15 protein-coding genes are annotated in these 16,005 nt (G+C 66.8%); 9 read left to right on the forward strand and 6 right to left on the reverse strand.

Annotated features, from left to right (window positions below):
- Positions 1-14: 14 nt before the first annotated feature.
- Positions 15-374, forward strand: a complete 360-nt coding sequence (locus BEP01S_RS15220) for a helix-turn-helix domain-containing protein (RefSeq protein ID WP_082819287.1) — start codon at positions 15-17, stop codon at positions 372-374.
- A gap of 30 nt (positions 375-404) precedes the next feature.
- On the opposite strand, the gene BEP01S_RS15225 is transcribed toward BEP01S_RS15220, so the two are convergent.
- Both BEP01S_RS15225 and BEP01S_RS15230 read right to left on the reverse strand, forming a co-directional pair.
- On the reverse strand, positions 405-986 hold the full coding sequence (locus tag BEP01S_RS15225; RefSeq protein ID WP_062244927.1) for a ClpP family protease: 582 nt from the start codon (positions 984-986) through the stop codon (positions 405-407).
- Positions 983-1,627, reverse strand: a complete 645-nt coding sequence (locus BEP01S_RS15230) for a ClpP family protease (protein ID WP_083532761.1) — start codon at positions 1,625-1,627, stop codon at positions 983-985. Before BEP01S_RS15230 ends, BEP01S_RS15225 begins: the two co-directional genes overlap by 4 nt.
- 147 nt (positions 1,628-1,774) lie before the next feature.
- Here BEP01S_RS15230 and BEP01S_RS15235 point away from each other — a divergent pair, with 147 nt between their 5' ends.
- Complete coding sequence (locus tag BEP01S_RS15235) at positions 1,775-2,080, forward strand: hypothetical protein (RefSeq protein ID WP_062244930.1); 306 nt, start codon at positions 1,775-1,777, stop codon at positions 2,078-2,080.
- A 116-nt stretch (positions 2,081-2,196) separates the two neighbouring features.
- The gene (locus BEP01S_RS15240) at positions 2,197-3,003 is read left to right on the forward strand and encodes a YidC/Oxa1 family membrane protein insertase (RefSeq protein ID WP_062244933.1); all 807 of its coding nucleotides are present in this window, start codon (positions 2,197-2,199) and stop codon (positions 3,001-3,003) included.
- A 91-nt stretch (positions 3,004-3,094) separates the two neighbouring features.
- On the opposite strand, the gene BEP01S_RS15245 is transcribed toward BEP01S_RS15240, so the two are convergent.
- The 4 genes from BEP01S_RS15245 to BEP01S_RS15260 form a co-directional block, all read right to left on the reverse strand.
- The gene (locus BEP01S_RS15245) at positions 3,095-5,644 is read right to left on the reverse strand and encodes an ATP-dependent Clp protease ATP-binding subunit (protein WP_039207840.1); all 2,550 of its coding nucleotides are present in this window, start codon (positions 5,642-5,644) and stop codon (positions 3,095-3,097) included.
- Positions 5,645-5,760: 116 nt separating this feature from the next.
- The gene (locus BEP01S_RS15250; protein ID WP_062244936.1) at positions 5,761-6,534 is read right to left on the reverse strand and encodes a DUF3152 domain-containing protein; all 774 of its coding nucleotides are present in this window, start codon (positions 6,532-6,534) and stop codon (positions 5,761-5,763) included.
- Between the two features lie 105 nt (positions 6,535-6,639).
- Positions 6,640-7,308, reverse strand: a complete 669-nt coding sequence (locus BEP01S_RS15255) for a VOC family protein (RefSeq protein ID WP_062244938.1) — start codon at positions 7,306-7,308, stop codon at positions 6,640-6,642.
- The gene (locus tag BEP01S_RS15260) at positions 7,296-7,997 is read right to left on the reverse strand and encodes a VOC family protein (RefSeq protein WP_062244941.1); all 702 of its coding nucleotides are present in this window, start codon (positions 7,995-7,997) and stop codon (positions 7,296-7,298) included. Before BEP01S_RS15260 ends, BEP01S_RS15255 begins: the two co-directional genes overlap by 13 nt.
- A gap of 190 nt (positions 7,998-8,187) precedes the next feature.
- On the opposite strand from BEP01S_RS15260, the gene BEP01S_RS15265 reads away from it, so the two are divergent.
- Genes BEP01S_RS15265 through BEP01S_RS15290 form a run of 6 tightly spaced genes read left to right on the forward strand, consistent with a single transcriptional unit; the run spans position 8,188 to position 15,915 of the window.
- Positions 8,188-9,909, forward strand: a complete 1,722-nt coding sequence (locus BEP01S_RS15265; RefSeq protein WP_062244944.1) for a TIGR04028 family ABC transporter substrate-binding protein — start codon at positions 8,188-8,190, stop codon at positions 9,907-9,909.
- Entirely contained in the window at positions 9,906-10,985 is a 1,080-nt protein-coding gene (locus BEP01S_RS15270) for an ABC transporter permease (protein ID WP_062244947.1), read from the forward strand. The genes BEP01S_RS15265 and BEP01S_RS15270 overlap by 4 nt, the downstream gene beginning before the upstream one ends.
- On the forward strand, positions 10,982-11,863 hold the full coding sequence (locus BEP01S_RS15275; protein WP_062244950.1) for an ABC transporter permease: 882 nt from the start codon (positions 10,982-10,984) through the stop codon (positions 11,861-11,863). Before BEP01S_RS15270 ends, BEP01S_RS15275 begins: the two co-directional genes overlap by 4 nt.
- On the forward strand, positions 11,860-13,554 hold the full coding sequence (locus tag BEP01S_RS15280) for a dipeptide ABC transporter ATP-binding protein (protein ID WP_062244952.1): 1,695 nt from the start codon (positions 11,860-11,862) through the stop codon (positions 13,552-13,554). The genes BEP01S_RS15275 and BEP01S_RS15280 overlap by 4 nt, the downstream gene beginning before the upstream one ends.
- A gap of 5 nt (positions 13,555-13,559) precedes the next feature.
- Positions 13,560-14,612 (forward strand): putative FMN-dependent luciferase-like monooxygenase, encoded by a 1,053-nt coding sequence (locus BEP01S_RS15285; RefSeq protein WP_062244955.1) that lies wholly within the window; start codon positions 13,560-13,562, stop codon positions 14,610-14,612.
- A gap of 1 nt (position 14,613) precedes the next feature.
- Positions 14,614-15,915, forward strand: a complete 1,302-nt coding sequence (locus tag BEP01S_RS15290) for an alkylhydroperoxidase domain protein (RefSeq protein ID WP_062244958.1) — start codon at positions 14,614-14,616, stop codon at positions 15,913-15,915.
- Positions 15,916-16,005: the final 90 nt, after the last annotated feature.

Genomic DNA, 16,005 nt, shown 5'->3' on the forward strand with positions numbered 1-16,005 from the left:
CGTAGGCTCACCCCATGACCGACATGCTCCCGCACAGCCAGACACCGCCGCCGTTGTGGCGTGAGGCGCTCGGCCGCGCTCTCCGTCTGCGCCGCACCGAAATGGGGCTCACCCTGGCTCAGGTCTCCCAGCGATCCGGCGTCTCGACTCAGTTCCTCTCCGAGATCGAACGTGGCCTCAAGGACCCGTCGTCGGAGGTCATCGAGGCCGTGGCCGAAGTCCTCGGTCTCCAGCTGCCGCAGATCCTCGTGCTCGCGGCATTCGGCATGAGCTCCGGGATCCCTGCCACCACACTGCTGTCCGCGACCGGCATAGCGCCAACCGCACCCGCACCGCCAGCGGCTGGTCAGGTGCGGCTCGCTCTGGCAGCCTGAGCTTCCGACCACCCCGGAGGGAGCAGAGCGTCAGAGGATGACGTCGACGAGTCCGAACTCCTGCGCCCCCTTCGCGTCGAGGACGAGGTCGCGATCGAAGTCGCGATGGATCTGCTCCGGAGTCCGTCCGGTGCTGCCGGCCAGCATCTCTTCGACCTCGCGACGCTGGCGGACGATCTCGTCTGCGGCGACGATGAGATCGGGAATCGTGCCGCGCGCACCTTCGGCGTGGGGCTGTCGCAGCACGGCGCGGGCGTGAGCGAGCATGGCCCGCTGGCCGGGATCTCCGGCGGCCAGGAGTACGGCCGCATCGGCTGCAGCCTGCCCGACGCAGGTGGTGGCCACGGGTGCGCCGATGTGGTGCATCGCGTCGAAGATCGCGGTCATCGCGGTCAGGGATCCGCCCGGGGAGTTGATGTACATGCTGATCGGCAGGTCTCGGCTGCTCGAATCGAGGTGGAGCAGCTGAGCGATGATCGTGTTCGCCACTCCGTCGTCGATGGGCACGCCGAGGTAGACGATGCGGTTGCCGAGCAGGTGCGAATAGACGTCGACGATCTTCTCGCTGCCACCGGAGCGGTCGACGACGTTGGGAATCGTGTACTGGCTCATCGTCCGCCTCCGATCTGTGCGTGCAGATCGGCCGGGGAATCGATGACACGATCGATGAGTCCGTACTCGATCGCCTCCTCGGCGGTGAACCACCGGTCTCGCAGGGAGTCCTCGAAGATGCGTTCAAAAGGATTCCCTGTCGCCTCCGCGATTCGGTGCAGGACCGAGTCTCGGACCGCTCGGAGGTCGTCGCCCTGGAGTTCGATGTCGGCGGCGGCTCCGCCGATCCCACCCGAGCCCTGGTGGAGGAGGATGCGGGCGTGGGGCAGGGCCAGGCGCTTACCCGGCGTGCCCATCATGAGCACGAACTGCCCCGCCGAGGCGGCCCACCCGAAGGCGATCGTGACCACGTCGTTGGGCAGGGCGGCGATGGTGTCGGCGATCGCGTGCATCATCGGCACGGATCCGCCCGGAGAGTTGATCCACAGGTGGATATCGGTGTGCGGATCCTCGGCGGAGAGGAGGACGAGGCGGGAGATGATCTCCATTCCGTTCTCGTCCCGCAGCTCGCCGTTGAAGACGACGGATCGGTAGGCGTAGAGCATGCGTTGGGATTCGGGAATCGCAGTGACCGCCGCGGTCTCGTCGGAGTCGGAGAATATGGATGGTCGGCTGTGTGGTGAAGTGGTGTGAGTGAACATGCGTCCACCCTGGCAGCGGCGGTGAGTGCGCGGAACCCGAATCCGCTCCGCGCAGACGCCTGCCGCTGTGAGCGGACGAGCTCTGCTTCTCTGACCGGCCCGCACAGGCCCGCGTGCTAGCATCGACGCACTAGTGAGGAGGACGAGATGATGGCGAATATGTGGCTGACTCTGCAGCTGCTCGTCGTCGTGCTCTCTTCCGACCTCGACTCGGTCGTGCCCCAGTCCCCTACTCACCTCATCGTCCTGGCTCTCCTCGGCGCGGCCCTGCTGACGCCGATCGCCGCCTGGGCAAGTATCGCTCTGCTGCGCGTGCTCTCACTGGCCGCACGTCCGCCGTCTCTGCCGGACTCGCGCCGAAGCATCCGCGAATTCCGCATGCCGGAGGAACCCGGCACTCCGGGTACGGCTCTGCCCAGAGCTCCCTCTGTCGTCGTTCACGCCATCGCCTGAACGACCCTTCCGCACGGAACGTCTCCCCGCCTCGGCGCGGGTGATCGTCACGGTGATGGCCTCAGACGGCCCATTCCCTCGCGCCGCAGTGCGCCCTGTCCGAAGGACACTCACCTGTGAACATCTACGAATTCCTGCCCATCCGTCTGCTCGTCGAGGCCGCCTACACGGTGGTCACGGGAATCAGCGACATTCTCGCACCCCTCGCCGGCGGCTTCAGCGCCGCCCTGGCCGTCATCGTGCTCACCGTTCTGGTGCGTGCCGTGCTCATCCCCGTCGGGGTGTCCCAGGTCAGGGCCGGCATCACTCGCAAGCGCCTGGCACCGAAGATCACTGAGCTGCAGAAGAAGTACAAAGACAAGCCGGAACTCATGCAGCAGAAGCTCATGGAGCTGTACAAGGAGGAGAACGCCTCCCCCTTCGCCGGATGCCTGCCGGTGCTGGCGCAGATGCCGGTGCTCATGGCGGTCTATGGTCTCTTCATCAATTCGACGATCGGCGGGCATACCAATGAGCTGCTCGGGCATACGCTCTTCGGTCTGCCGCTGAACACGAGCTTCGTCACGCTGCTCGGCACCGGCGACCTGACCGGGACTGCGATCACGGTCTACCTCGTCCTCGTCGTACTCATCGCCGTCGTCGCCGCATTCTCCAGGCACCTGCTCACCCCGGCCGTGCCTGAGACCCCGACCGCTCCCCCGGCGAAGAACGGTGCCGATGCTCCGGCGATGCCGGATCTGTCCGGGGTGATGAAGACCCTGAGCTTCATGCCCTTCCTCACCGCGATCTTCGCTCTCTTCGTGCCCTTGGCCGCGGCACTCTATCTGGCGACGACGACCACGTGGACGCTCGGCGAACGCCTCGTCCTCAACCGCCTCCTCGGCGCGAACGAACCGCAGCCGGAGGAGAAGACAACGGCCTGACGGACTCCGGCACGCAAAGAGCCCGGGGCGGAGGATCAACGTCCTCGGCCCCGGGCTCTGTGTCGGCGGCCGGTGCCGGCCGCCTCGGTGATCAGGCGATGATCGGCTCCGGGCGGGTCCCGGCCACGACCTTGAGTGCGCCGTCAACGACGGTGGCACGCACGGTGCCGCCATCTTCGACCGACTCGGTGACGAGGAGATCGGCGATGCGGTCGTCGAGCTCACGCTGGATCGTGCGACGCAGCGGACGGGCACCGAACTCGGGTTCGTAGCCTTCATCAGCCAGCCAGTCGAGAGCCTCGGCCGAGACGTCGAGGGCGATGCCCTGAGCCTCGAGACGCTGCTTCGACGCGGCGAGCTGATGACCGACGATGGAGCGCAGCTGCTCGCGGTCGAGCCGCGAGAACATCACGGTGTCGTCGATGCGGTTGATGAACTCCGGCCGCATGAACTCCTTCAGCCGACCCATGACCTTGGCCTTGAGGTCCTTCTCCGCGTCCCCGGCTGCACCGGAGGCGAAGCCCAGCGGAGTGCCGGACATGAACTCGGAACCGAGGTTCGAGGTCATGATGATCACGGTGTTGCGGAAATCGACCGTCCGGCCCTGACCATCGGTGAGCCGACCGTCGTCGAGGACCTGCAGCAGCAGGTTGAACGCATCCGGATGAGCCTTCTCGACCTCGTCGAGGAGGATGACCGAATACGGGCGACGGCGGACCTTCTCCGTCAGCTGACCGGCCTCGTCGTAGCCGACGTAGCCGGGAGGGGCACCGACGAGACGCGACACCGTGTGGCGTTCGCCGAACTCGCTCATATCGAATCGGATCATGGCCGATTCGTCGTCGAACAGGGTCTGCGCCAGAGCCTTCGCCAGCTCGGTCTTTCCGACGCCAGTGGGGCCGAGGAAGAGGAAGCTGCCGATGGGACGGTCGGGATCGGCCATACCGGTCTGGCTGCGGCGGATGGCGCGCGACACGGCGGTCACGGCTTCGTCCTGTCCGACCACACGGTCGTGGAGGACCTCTTCCATGTTCGCCAGACGAGCCTTCTGAGTCTGCGTCATCCGTTCCGCCGGGATTCCGGTGGCACGGGAGACCACATGCGCGATCTCCTGCTCACCGATGATCGCTTCGGCGGCAGCGGTCTTCGCGGCCTCGGCATCCGGGTTCTCGGCGGATTCGATCCGTGCGGTCACCTCGTTGATCTCGTCGCGGACGCGGCCGGCGCGCTCGTAGTCCTCGACCTCGATTGCGGATTTCTTCTCCGCCTCGAGTTCGGAGAGGTTGAGCTTGAGGGCCTCGATATCGACCGCGGGTCCGCGCCTCAGCGACATCCGGGCGCCGGCCTGATCGATGAGGTCGATGGCCTTGTCCGGCAGGAACCGGTCGGTGATGTAGCGGTTCGACAGCTCCACGGCGGCACGGACCGCCTCGGCGGTGTAGGTCACCTCGTGGAACTCCGCGTAGCGATCCTTGAGTCCGTCGATGATCGTCACCGCATCCTCGACGCTCGGTTCACCCACGGTCACCGGCTGGAAGCGGCGTTCGAGAGCCGAATCCTTCTCGATGGTGCGGTACTCCTTGAGCGTGGTCGCGCCGATCATGTGCAGATCGCCGCGGGCCAGTCGCGGTTTGAGGATGTTTCCGGCGTCCATCGAGTTCGCTTCGCCGTTGCCCCCGGCGCCGACGAGGGTGTGGAGTTCGTCGACGAAGACGATCATGTCTCCGTCGTCCGCAATCTCGTTCAGAGCTCCGGTCAGGCGCTCCTCGAAGTCACCGCGGTAGCGGGTGCCGGCGAGCATTCCGGGCATGTCGAGGGCGATAATGCGTTTGCCCTGCAGCTGCTTGGGCACGTCACCCGAGTGGATGGCCTGGGCGAGGCCTTCGGCGACCGCGGTCTTGCCGACGCCGGCTTCGCCGAGGAGGACAGGGTTGTTCTTCGTCCGGCGGGCGAGGATCTCGATCGTCTGCTCGATCTCCTCTGCACGGCCGATGACGGGATCGAGCTTGCCTTCGGCTGCGAGTTCGGTGAGGTCGGTGCCGAACTTCTCCAGCACGGATTCCTGACCGTCCTCGCCCTCGGCATCCTGGCCGGGGTGCATGCCTGCGGCTTCTGCGGCCTCGGCTCCGGCCTGGAGCGCGGCCTGGGTGACTCCCGCCTGGGCGAGGATCCGACCGGCGGGCATCTCCTGATTGAGCACGAAGGCGAAGAACATGTGCTCCGGATCGATGTAGGTCGACCCGAAGGCTCTCGCCACCTGGTAGGCGTCGAGCAGGGCGCGCTGGGCCGAACCGGTCAGAGTGGGCGTGGAATCCGCCTCGGTGTCGGTTGCAGCCGGAAGGCGCTCTTCGATCGCGTGGGCGATGGCCTCGGGGTCGGCGCCTGCCTGGCGCACGGCGGAGATTCCGGGTTCGGAATCGACCATGGTGCGCAGGATATGGAGTGCGTCGACCTCGGACTGGCCGTGGCGGCCTGCGAACTCCGCGGCCGCTTCGATGACCTCATGGCTGCGCTTGCTCAGCAGTCGGTTGATGTCGACGGAACGGCCTCGGCGGGCTCCGGTCTGTCCCTGGAGGAAACGAGCGAGGAACTCGTCGAACGAGTCTCCGCCCGAGCCTGCGGGTCCGAAGAATGTGGCCAAAGCTGACCTCCTCTTTCAGAGTTGAGCGTATACGACTCAATCAACAGGGCAGCGGCCGCCGTTATTCCCGAGGAGGTTGAGGTCGCCGTCACACGCAGTGACCGGCCAGCGCGCGGTCAGCCCTTCGAGGGCCACCCGTTCGGCTTGCACCCCTGCAGACCCTTCGTCTGCTGCTGCATGAGCGGAGCGGTCTCGCCAGGCCCCGGGCACGACTCGTGTCCGTGGCCGAGCGCGTGACCGACCTCGTGGTTGATGAGGTACTGCCGGTACTGGACGATGTCGTCGAATTCGTCCGTGGCAGACACCCAGCGCTTGGCGTTGAGGATGACGTTGGGGCCGTTGCGGCACGAGAGCTTGCCCAGGGTGCGCAGCGGCAGGCACATCTCGTCGACCGCGTCGGGGCTGGCGATGGAGATCATCGTGTCCTGGCCTTCGTCGACGAGTTCGATGGAGACATCGTCCATGTCCTGCCAGCCGCGTTCGTCCTGGAGGGTCTTGATAATGAAGTCGCCTGCCTCATCGACGTCGATGGGCAGGTTGTCTTCGACACGCAGGGCGACCTTGAAGGTCTTGCCGTCGTCGCGGTTGGGTCCGGTCTCGTCCTTCGGCCGGTCCCATTCGCCGCTGCCGTGGGTGTCGATATCGCCTTCGCTCACCCCGGCGGCTCCCGCGTCGTCGATGCTCGAGGTCTCGGTGGGCTCGCTGGTTTCGGTGGCTGAGCCGCTCGGGCCCGGCGAGGCGGCCTGCGTTTCGGCCGCTTTCGGGGTCGGCCGGGTCTCTTCGTCGGCGGCGGGCGCGCAGGCGCTCAGTCCGACGGTCAGCGAGACAGCGGCAAGCGAGGTCAGGGTGCGGAGGCGTGGACGGGAGACAAGACGGGTTCGACTGAGCACGCCTGTGAGTCTATCTCCTGCCGATTCATCGAGAAACGGGTTGCGTGTCGAGAAACGGGTGTGCGCACGCGTTTCTCGACACGCAGCCCGTTTCTCGGCGAGTGATCAGAAATCGAGGATGCCGCCGGGTCCGCGCAATCTGGCACGCAGACGGCAGTTCGACCCCTCGACCACCGTGGTGTCACCGGCTCCGAGCACCTCGAGCACCTGCCGCGCCGCCTCGGGCTCGGGCGATTCCACACGGAATTCGAGCAGCTCAAGGGTGGGCAGGGCCGCCTCGGCGGGATGGACGGATTCGCCCCAGTCGATGAGGAACGGCTGCGCACCCTCGTGCGGCAGCGGAGAACGCGTGGTCAGCCGCCACTCGAGACGGTCGCCTTCGGCAGTATCGCGGGCCATGTCCTGGACCTCGCCGAAGTCGATGCCCGCGGTGTTCGCGGCCGCGACCTTCGCGAGGAACGCCGGCGGGTGGATGGCCCAGGTCTGCAGGGTCGGCTCGGTGGCCAGATGTGCGTCGAGCGGAAGGGTGCCGTCAGCGGGCTTCTCCTGCTGCGGGTCGGGGCCGAGGATCTCGAGGTAGGTGTGCGCTCCCTCCGGCCAGCCCGTCGGGGCGAGCCCGAGGAGGAAGTTCGCGGTCCCCCGCCCCGGGTGCGAGCCGCCGGGAATCGCACGCACCCCGGTGGCCTCTTCGACGGCGGCGACCCCGGCCTCGAGGTCGGGCACCGTGATGATGAGGTGGTCGAGCTGCGCGGGAATGGTGTTCAGAGCGTCCATGATCCACCCGGACCTTTCAGATGAGCGTGTAGGCCCTCAGTCTCCCCCTCTTGGCGGCCTGGGGCAATGATGTCGAGAGCGATGCCGAAGAAGTCGAGGATCGAGCCGACCGCAGCCGGCTGATCACTCGCGGCCCACAGCTGCTCGAGACGGACCCGCGGCATCTTCTGGCTCGCCGGATGCTCGGAGTCCTTCCAATCGATGAGGAACGGCTGGATTCCCGACCACGGCAGCGGGGTGCGCCTGGTCAGGCGCCAATCGAGCACCTCCCCGTCCGGTCGGCGTCTGGTCATGTCATGGACCTCGCCGAGGTCGACGCGCGGTTCCCGTGCACGCGCAGCGGCCGTGACGACTCCGTCGAAATCGTCCGGACGGATCGCCCACCGCTGCACGGTCGGTGCGGTGATCCCGGCCAAGCGCCCTGCCGCGAGCGCTGGGTCCTGCTCGGGATCGGGGCCGAGGATCTCGAGGTACGTGAGTGGGTTCGCACCGTTCTCCGGCTTGAGCCCGAGCGACTCGGTGAGGTCGTCGCCGAGCTCGAGTCCGAGCAGCGCATTGGCTGTCCCCAATCCCGGATGGGCCCCGCCGTCGATCGCTCTCACCCCCAGACGAGCCGACGATTGCTCAACATATTCCTCAAGGTCGGGCACGGCGATGACCAGATGATCGAAACTCGATGTGTTCAACATGTCTCAATATTAAGCCCCGGATTGACGCGGATTGCACGGATGCGTTTTACTCAGGGCATGCACATCCACTTCGGGCCCCATACCGGACACTGCCCCTGCCAGCCGCCAATGGCGCCCGCAATGTCCGCATATTGTTGAACTATCCGGCTCAGTTCCCTCTGTTCCATTCCTCTTGCCCGAAGGACGTCCCATGACGGATCACCGTCTCTCCACCTCAGCGCGTCTGACTCAGCGCCTGACTGACCGCCGCCTCGACCGCCGCTCGGTACTGAGCCTCGGTCTCGGTTTCGGCACTCTGCTCACCCTCACCGCCTGCACTCCCCACGACTCCGGTTCCTTGGCCGAAGGCGAACCCGTCCGCGGCGGAGTGCTCACCTACTTCGAACCCCAGACCTGGACCCTGCTCTACCCGCCGTCGGTCGGCTTCTACCCGAACGGCGGAATCATGAACAACATCTCGGCACGCCTGCTGTGGCAGGATCCCGAGACCCTCGAGCTCCATCCGTGGCTGGCCACCGACCTGCCGGAGACCGACGCCGAGGCCACGACCTACACCTTCACCATCCGCAAGGGCGTGACCTACTCGGACGGTTCACCGCTGACACCGGAGAATGTGGCGAAGAACTTCGACCTCTTCGGCCGCGGCGACGAATCACGCACACTGCCGGTGTCCGAGCAGATCTCGAACTACGAACGCAGCGAAGTCCTCGACGGGAATCGGGTCCGGTTCCACTTCTCGGCACCCTCCCCCGGTTTCGCCCAAGCGACGTCGACGATGAACGCGGGCCTGCTCGCCGATTCCACTCTCGACCTCGATGCCGAAGGCTTCGGCCCGGGCGGAGCCACGCAGATCCACACCTGCGGGCCCTTCCACATCACGGCCGAGACCATCGGCACGAAACTCTCCGTCCGTGCCCGCGAGGACTACGACTGGGCGCCCCCGCACCTGAAGCATCAGGGCCGGGCCCACCTCGACGGCATCGATTATCTGACGAACAACGAATACTCCGTGCGCATCGGAGCCGTGCTCTCCGGGCAGGCAGACGGCGTCCGCGATGTCCAGGCACCGGATGAGTCGCGTGTCACCGAACAGGGGCTGCGCCTCTATGCGAAGGCGACGAACGGAATCAACAACAGCATCAACTTCCGGTTCCGCCATGACCTGCTTGCCGATATCGACGTCCGGCGAGCGCTCATCGCCGCCATCGATCGGCAGGAGATCGTCGACAAGCTCTTCACCCCGAACTACCCGCTGGCCACCGGTCTGCTGGCCAAGGGCGCCATGGGGTATGTCGACCAGTCGGGATCCTGGGACTTCGACCCGGACAGGGCCAACCGCCTCCTCGACGAGGCCGGGTGGAGTGAGCGCAACGGACACGGCTACCGCGTCAAGGACGGCCAGCCGTTGGCGCTGACGGTGAATATCGCCCTGCCGCAGCCGCGGTCGAACGAGGTCCAGACCCTCATCCAACAGCAGCTGCGCCGCGTGGGCGTGCGCCTGTCGATCAATCCCGGCGACCAATCGAAGCAGACCCTCGACGCCCTCGAACTCGACACCGTGCAGATCTACCATTCGATGGTCGCCCGCGCCGACTTCGACAACCTGCGTTCGAACTACTCCTCAGTCAACCGCGATGTCTTCCTCAACGGAGTCGGCCGGGCCGACGCCGACGACGATTCGGTCGATGCGAAGGTCGACGAACTCCTCGAGACGCTGGCCTCCGAACCGAACCAGGAGAAGCGCCAAAAAGCCGCCGAGGCGGTCCAGAACTACCTCGTCGACCAGGCCTATGTGCTGCCGTTCTTCGAAGAGCCGCAGGTCTTCGCCTTCCGCCGCCGCGTCCACGGCTTCGCCACCGAACCCGTGGGACGGCCCGACTTCTACAGCACCTGGCTGGCAGGAGAGAAATGATCCTCGACACCCGCTACCTCATCCTGCGCCTGGGCCAAGCGGTCCTCGTGCTGCTGCTCGCGTTCACCGCGGCATTCATCCTGCTCAGCCTCATCCCCGGTGACGGCGTCACGGCCCGCTTCGCCGATCCGGCCCTCGGCCTCTCCCCCGATCAGATCGCCGAGATCCGAAACGCCACCGGTGCCGACGAGTCCTGGTTCGGCCGCTACCTCACGAGTCTCACCGGGTTCCTCACCGGGAACTTCGGCTATTCGGTGCAGACCGGTGCCGCCGTGTCGACGATCATCACAGCAGCACTGCCCTCGACCGCGGTGCTCGCTGCCTCCGGGTTCGTCACCGCACTCGTCCTCGCCGTCATCATCGCCGTCTTCGCGACCTTCGGTCCGGCCACCGGGCCGGCCGCGCGAGTGCGTCGGGTCCTCGACTCGGTGCCCAGCCTCTTCATCTCGATCCCCGTGTTCTGGCTCGGAATCCTGCTCATCCAGGTCTTCTCCTTCCAGCTCGGGTTCGTCTCCGTCGTCGATCCCGGCCCCGCCGAGGCGCTCGTGCTGCCGACCCTGACCGTGGCGGTTCCGCTGTCGGCCCCGATCGCCCAGGTGCTCATCCGCTCCATCACCGAGGTGCAGGCTTCCGGATTCGTCAAGGTCACCACCGCGAAGGGCGCTTCCGAACTGTGGATCCTCGTCCACACCGTCGCCCGCAATGCGGTGCTGCCGGGACTGACGATCATCGGGCTCGTCTTCGGTGAGCTCGTCGCCGGTGCCGTCGTCACCGAGACCGTGTTCGGTCGCAACGGCATCGGGCTCATCACCGCCCAGGCCGTGACCCACCGGGACAATCCGATCCTGCTGGCCGTCGTCGTCATCGCCACCTTCGGCTACGTCATCATCAACCTCGTCGTCGACCTCCTCTACCCCGTCATCGACGTCCGACTGCGGACGAAACGCAGCACCGCCTCGGCGAGGTCGGGCCTGCGCAGCCACGACGAATCCACCCGTCGGGCGCTGACGGCGACCGCGGCCAGCGTCGGCGTCGACCTCGACTGGACCGACGAGTCGAAGGAGAAGAACGCATGAGCACAGTCTCCACCCACGCTCAGGACACCCACCCGAACGGCAACGACCGCCCGCGCTCCCGCGCACGCAGCGGCCGGGTACATGCGGCACTCACCCCGGCCACGATCGCCTCGGCGCTGGTGCTGCTCATCGCCATCGCCTGGGCGCTGTTCCCCGGTCTCTTCACCCACTTCGATCCCAACGACGGCGGAGACACCCCCGCCCTTCTGGCCCCGAGCCTCGAGCATTGGTTCGGCACCGACCAGACCGGCCGCGATGCCTTCACCCGCGTCGTCTACGGCGCCTCCCAGTCCCTGCTGGCCGCGCTCGTGGCCGTCGGGGTCGGGCTGATCGTCGGCACCACGATCGGACTCATCGCCGGCACCCGGCGCGGGTTCGTCGACGATGTGCTCATGCGCCTGATCGATGTGCTGCTGTCCATCCCCGCGATCCTGCTCAGTCTCTCGATCGTCGTCGTCCTCGGTTTCGGAACGATCAACGCGGCCATCGCCGTCGGAGTCACCGCCATCGCCCAGTTCGCACGACTGGCCAGGTCCCAGGCGGTGCAGATCAACACGAGCGACTACGTGGCCGCGGCCTACGGATCCGGCGGCACCTTCTTCTCCGTCCTGGTCCGCCATATCCTGCCGAATTCGGTCTCTCCCGTGCTCTCACTGGCGGTGCTCCAGGTCGGTTCGGCGATCCTCCAGATCTCCACTCTCGGATTCCTCGGATACGGCACTCCGCCGCCCACCCCGGAATGGGGCCTCATCATCGCCGAGGGCCGCAACTTCGTCGCCACCGCGTGGTGGCTGACCGTGCTGCCCGGCCTCGTGGTCATGGCCATCGTGCTCGCCACCCACCAGATCGGCAACACCCTGCGAAAGGTGACATCATGACCGACTCCTCACTGCTGCGCATCGACGGTCTCTCCGTCGAATACACCCGCCGAGGCGGCTCCGCGGCACCTGCCGTGAGCGAACTCGACCTCGTGGTCCGTCCCGGTTCGATGACCGCCGTGGTCGGGGAATCCGGTTCGGGGAAGTCGACGACGGCGAACGCGGCCATCGGCCTGCTCCCGCCATCGGCCAGGGTCGCGAACGGGCGGATACGCCTCGGCGATCTCGATCTGCTCAGCCTGGGCACCTCCGGGTGGCGCGGTGTGCGCGGTTCCCAGATCGGCTATGTCCCACAGGACCCGGGGTCCTCGCTCAATCCGCTGCAGACGATCGGGAAATCCGTCGCCGAGGCGCTGCGCATCCACCGCCGAGCCAACCGGGCAGAGGCTCGTGCTCAGGTCATCGAGCTGCTGGACCGGGTCGGCATCGACCAGCCGGAGAAGCGGGCCGATCAGTTCCCGCACGAGCTCTCGGGCGGGATGCGGCAGCGGGTGCTCATTGCCGCCGCCATCGCGCTGCGTCCGCGCCTGCTCATCGCCGATGAACCCACTTCCGCCCTCGACGTCACCGTCCAGAAGCAGGTCCTCGACCTCCTCGACGAGCTGCGCGCCGAGACCGGGATGGGCGTCCTCTTCATCACCCACGATCTCGCCGTCGCCGGCGAGCGCGCCGACGAGGTCGTGGTCATGCAGGGCGGACGCATCGTCGAATCGGGACACGCCGGCCGTGTCTTCTCCGACCCGGCCACCGAGTACACCTCCCGCCTCATAGCCGATGCCCCTGCGCTGCAGACGAAGGCACGTCCGGACCGCACCGAGGCGACCACGCGGACTGACACCCCGTTCGTCTCCGTCGAATCACTCACCCACATCTTCGACCGCACGGGTGATCAGATCACCGGCGTCGAAGGTGTGGATTTCACGGTGGCGCGCGGGACCACGCACGGACTCGTCGGCGAATCCGGTTCGGGCAAGACGACCACGGGCAAGGCCCTGAGCGGGTTCCTCACACCCCAGTCCGGGCAAGTGCGCATCGGCGATTTCGACGCCGCGGAACTCGGACGCGGTCGTCCCTCACGTCAGCGTCTGCGGGAGTTCCGGAGCTCCGTCCAACTGGTCCATCAGAACCCGTTCTCCGCTCTTGATCCCAAGCATTCGATCCGCTCGACCCTGACCGAACCTCTGCGCAACTTCCGCCTCGGTGACCGCACCTCCCGCCCTCGACTCGTCGCCGAGGCCATGGATCGAGTGGCGCTGCCGACCGACTTCCTCGACCGGCGTCCCGCCGAACTCTCCGGCGGGCAGCTGCAGCGAGTGGCGATCGCCCGTGCCCTCATCGTCGAACCCGAACTCGTCGTCTTCGACGAGGCGGTCTCGGCTCTCGACGTGACCGTGCAGGCGCAGATCCTGACCCTGCTCGATGAGCTGCAGAGGGAGCTCGGCCTGACCTACGTCTTCATCACCCATGACCTCGCCGTCGTCCGCCAGATCGCTGATACGGTGTCCGTGATGTCGCACGGACACCTTGTCGACGATGGCGCGACCGAAGAGATCTTCACTCGCCCGCGTTCCGCCTACACTCGCACTCTGCTCGAGGCGATCCCCCGTCCCGCAACGCTGTCGGCCGATGCAGCGCCTGCGAACACTCGACCCGCAACCCCGACCCTGCTCACCGCAGCAGCAGAAAGCTGAGAACCATGACCCCTCAACCGACCGACACCCAGGCGACCGGACCAAAGCTCGGATTCTTCACTCGCCTGCTCGAGGACGCCCCGGCAGCTCAGCGCTACCGCTTCGCCCTCGAACAGATCGAGACGGCCGAGGAGTTCGGCTTCCATTCGGCATGGGTCGCCCAGCACCACTTCTCCGCGGCAGAGGGCGGGCTGCCGTCCCCGCTCGTCTTCCTCTCCCATGCCGCCGCCCGCACCTCCCGGATCGACTTGGGCACCGCGATCATCACCCTGCCGATGGAGAATGCCGTGCGCGTGGCCGAAGACGCCGCCGTCCTCGACGAACTCTCCGCCGGTCGCCTCCAGATCGGTCTGGGCTCCGGCGGGAATCCGAAGTCCTTCCCAGCCTTCGGCACGAGCTTCGATGACCGTCGCGAGGTCTTCGCCGACAACCTCGCAACACTGCGCACCCTGTTCTCAGGCGACCGGCTTCCCACCGATCACAGTCTCTATCCCGTTCCCGACGCGGAGCGTCCGAGTCTCGAACGACGCCTGTGGCAGGCGACGTTCTCCGCCGGCGGTGCCGGTGCGGCCGGCGCTGCCGGTGACGGACTCATGCTCTCCAGGACTCAGCCGCGTCCCCAGGACAACCCGGCGGCACGCCTCGACGAGGTGCAGCTGCCGGTCATCGACACCTATCTCTCCCAGCTGCCGGACGGGGTCGAACCGCGGATCCTCGCTTCCCGCACCGCCGTGGTCGCCGATGCCGAAGACCTGCCCCGGCTGCGTGAGATCACCGAACCGGCTCTGCGGGCTGAGGCCGACCGCCTCGTCGGCTATGACACATCCGGTCTCAGCCTCGATGAGCTCCTCAACGCCACCGACACCTACCTCGGCACTCCTGAGCAGGTGAGCGAACGCCTGCACCATGACCGCGTCCTCGATCGGGCCACAGACGTCAGCTTCCAGGTGCATTCGGTTCCGGCGACGAACGAGACCGCTCTGCGGTCGATCGAACTGCTGGCCACCGAGGTGGCCCCGGCCCTTGGTTTCTCCGTGACGAAGGAGCGGGTGCACTGAGATGGCCGATATCATCAACCTCCTCGCCGGAATCGCGGCGAATGATCCTCTCGATGGCCTGCGTGATCACCGGGCACAGGCGAAGGAGAATGCTCAGCTGAGCTTCGAGGCTCTGCTCGAACCCGCCGATCCGAAGGGCGTGAGCTTCCGCGACCGTTATGCGGTCGCCGCATTCACCGCGGGCCTGCTCGGTTCCGCGCGGGCCGAGGAGTTCTACCGGGATCTGCTGCGCGACGAAGACGAGTCCGCGTCCTGGGCAGTCGCCGAACTCCTCGACGAGGCGACCGCCGCGGAATCGGCCAGACGTGGACCGTACGGAGACTTCGAGTCCCAGGCTCTGGCGGGCGAAAACGTTCCCGGGCCCTGGCTCTCTGTTGCGAAGGCGACGGCGGAGAGACTCGGTGAGAAGCTGGTGGCCGGGCTCGAGTTCGCGCATCTGCTCGTCCTCCATCCGCGCGACAGCCGTCCGGACCACCTGGCGCTGCTGCTCGAGGCAGGTTGGGACGAGGACGGCATCGTCACGCTGGCTCAGCTGGTTTCGTTCCTCAACTTCCAGATCCGCATCAGCACCGGACTCGCCGCACTCACCGCGACGTCGTCCACGGTTGAATCCCCGGACGACGCAGCCCCGTCCACGCACGACGTGGACGACGGCCCCGCCTCGGCGAGGGTGGAAGAGGCACTGCAGTCCGTCGGGGACCGGGTGAAGACGTATCCGAATCTCAACCGTCCCGAACTGTTCCAGCAGGGCGGGCTCGGCTGGGTGCCGTGGATCGCCCCCGTCGCCGAGGCAGACCTGAGCGATGACCAACGGGACGCCCTCATCGAAGCGGGACGGGCGAAGAACCCCTACTTCCGGCTGCTCGCGAGGGATCCTGCCGCGCTCAAGGCACGGACCCTGACCGACTTCGACATCTTCTTCAACACCACCGACGGGCTCGGTAGGGCCGAGCGCGAACTCGCCGCGACCGCGGCCTCCCGTCTCAACGGATGCCTGTTCTGCGCCTCGGTCCACGCCGATCGGGCCACCGAGGAATCCGGGCGCCGGGACCTCGTGCAGCGCCTCCTCGACGAAGGAATCGGCACGGAGTCCCGCCTCGGCGATCAGGTGTGGGATGCCGTCGTCGATGCCTCGGTGGCACTGACGCTGACTCCGCAGACCTTCGGTGCGCGGCACGTCGATCAGCTGCGTGCGGCTGGGCTGGGCGACGGCGACATCATCGACGCCCTCAGCTGCGCTGCCTTCTTCAACTGGGCGAACCGGCTGATGCTCTCCCTCGGCGAGCCCGAGAAACTGAAATAGGCAACGTCGAAAAACGCACTGAGTGCCGAGGAACGCATGTGCGCATGCGTTCCTCGGCACTCAGCCCGTCTGTCACTCGGTGACCGGCAG

This window comes from Brevibacterium epidermidis NBRC 14811 (genome assembly GCF_001570805.1).
Taxonomy (GTDB): domain Bacteria; phylum Actinomycetota; class Actinomycetes; order Actinomycetales; family Brevibacteriaceae; genus Brevibacterium; species Brevibacterium epidermidis.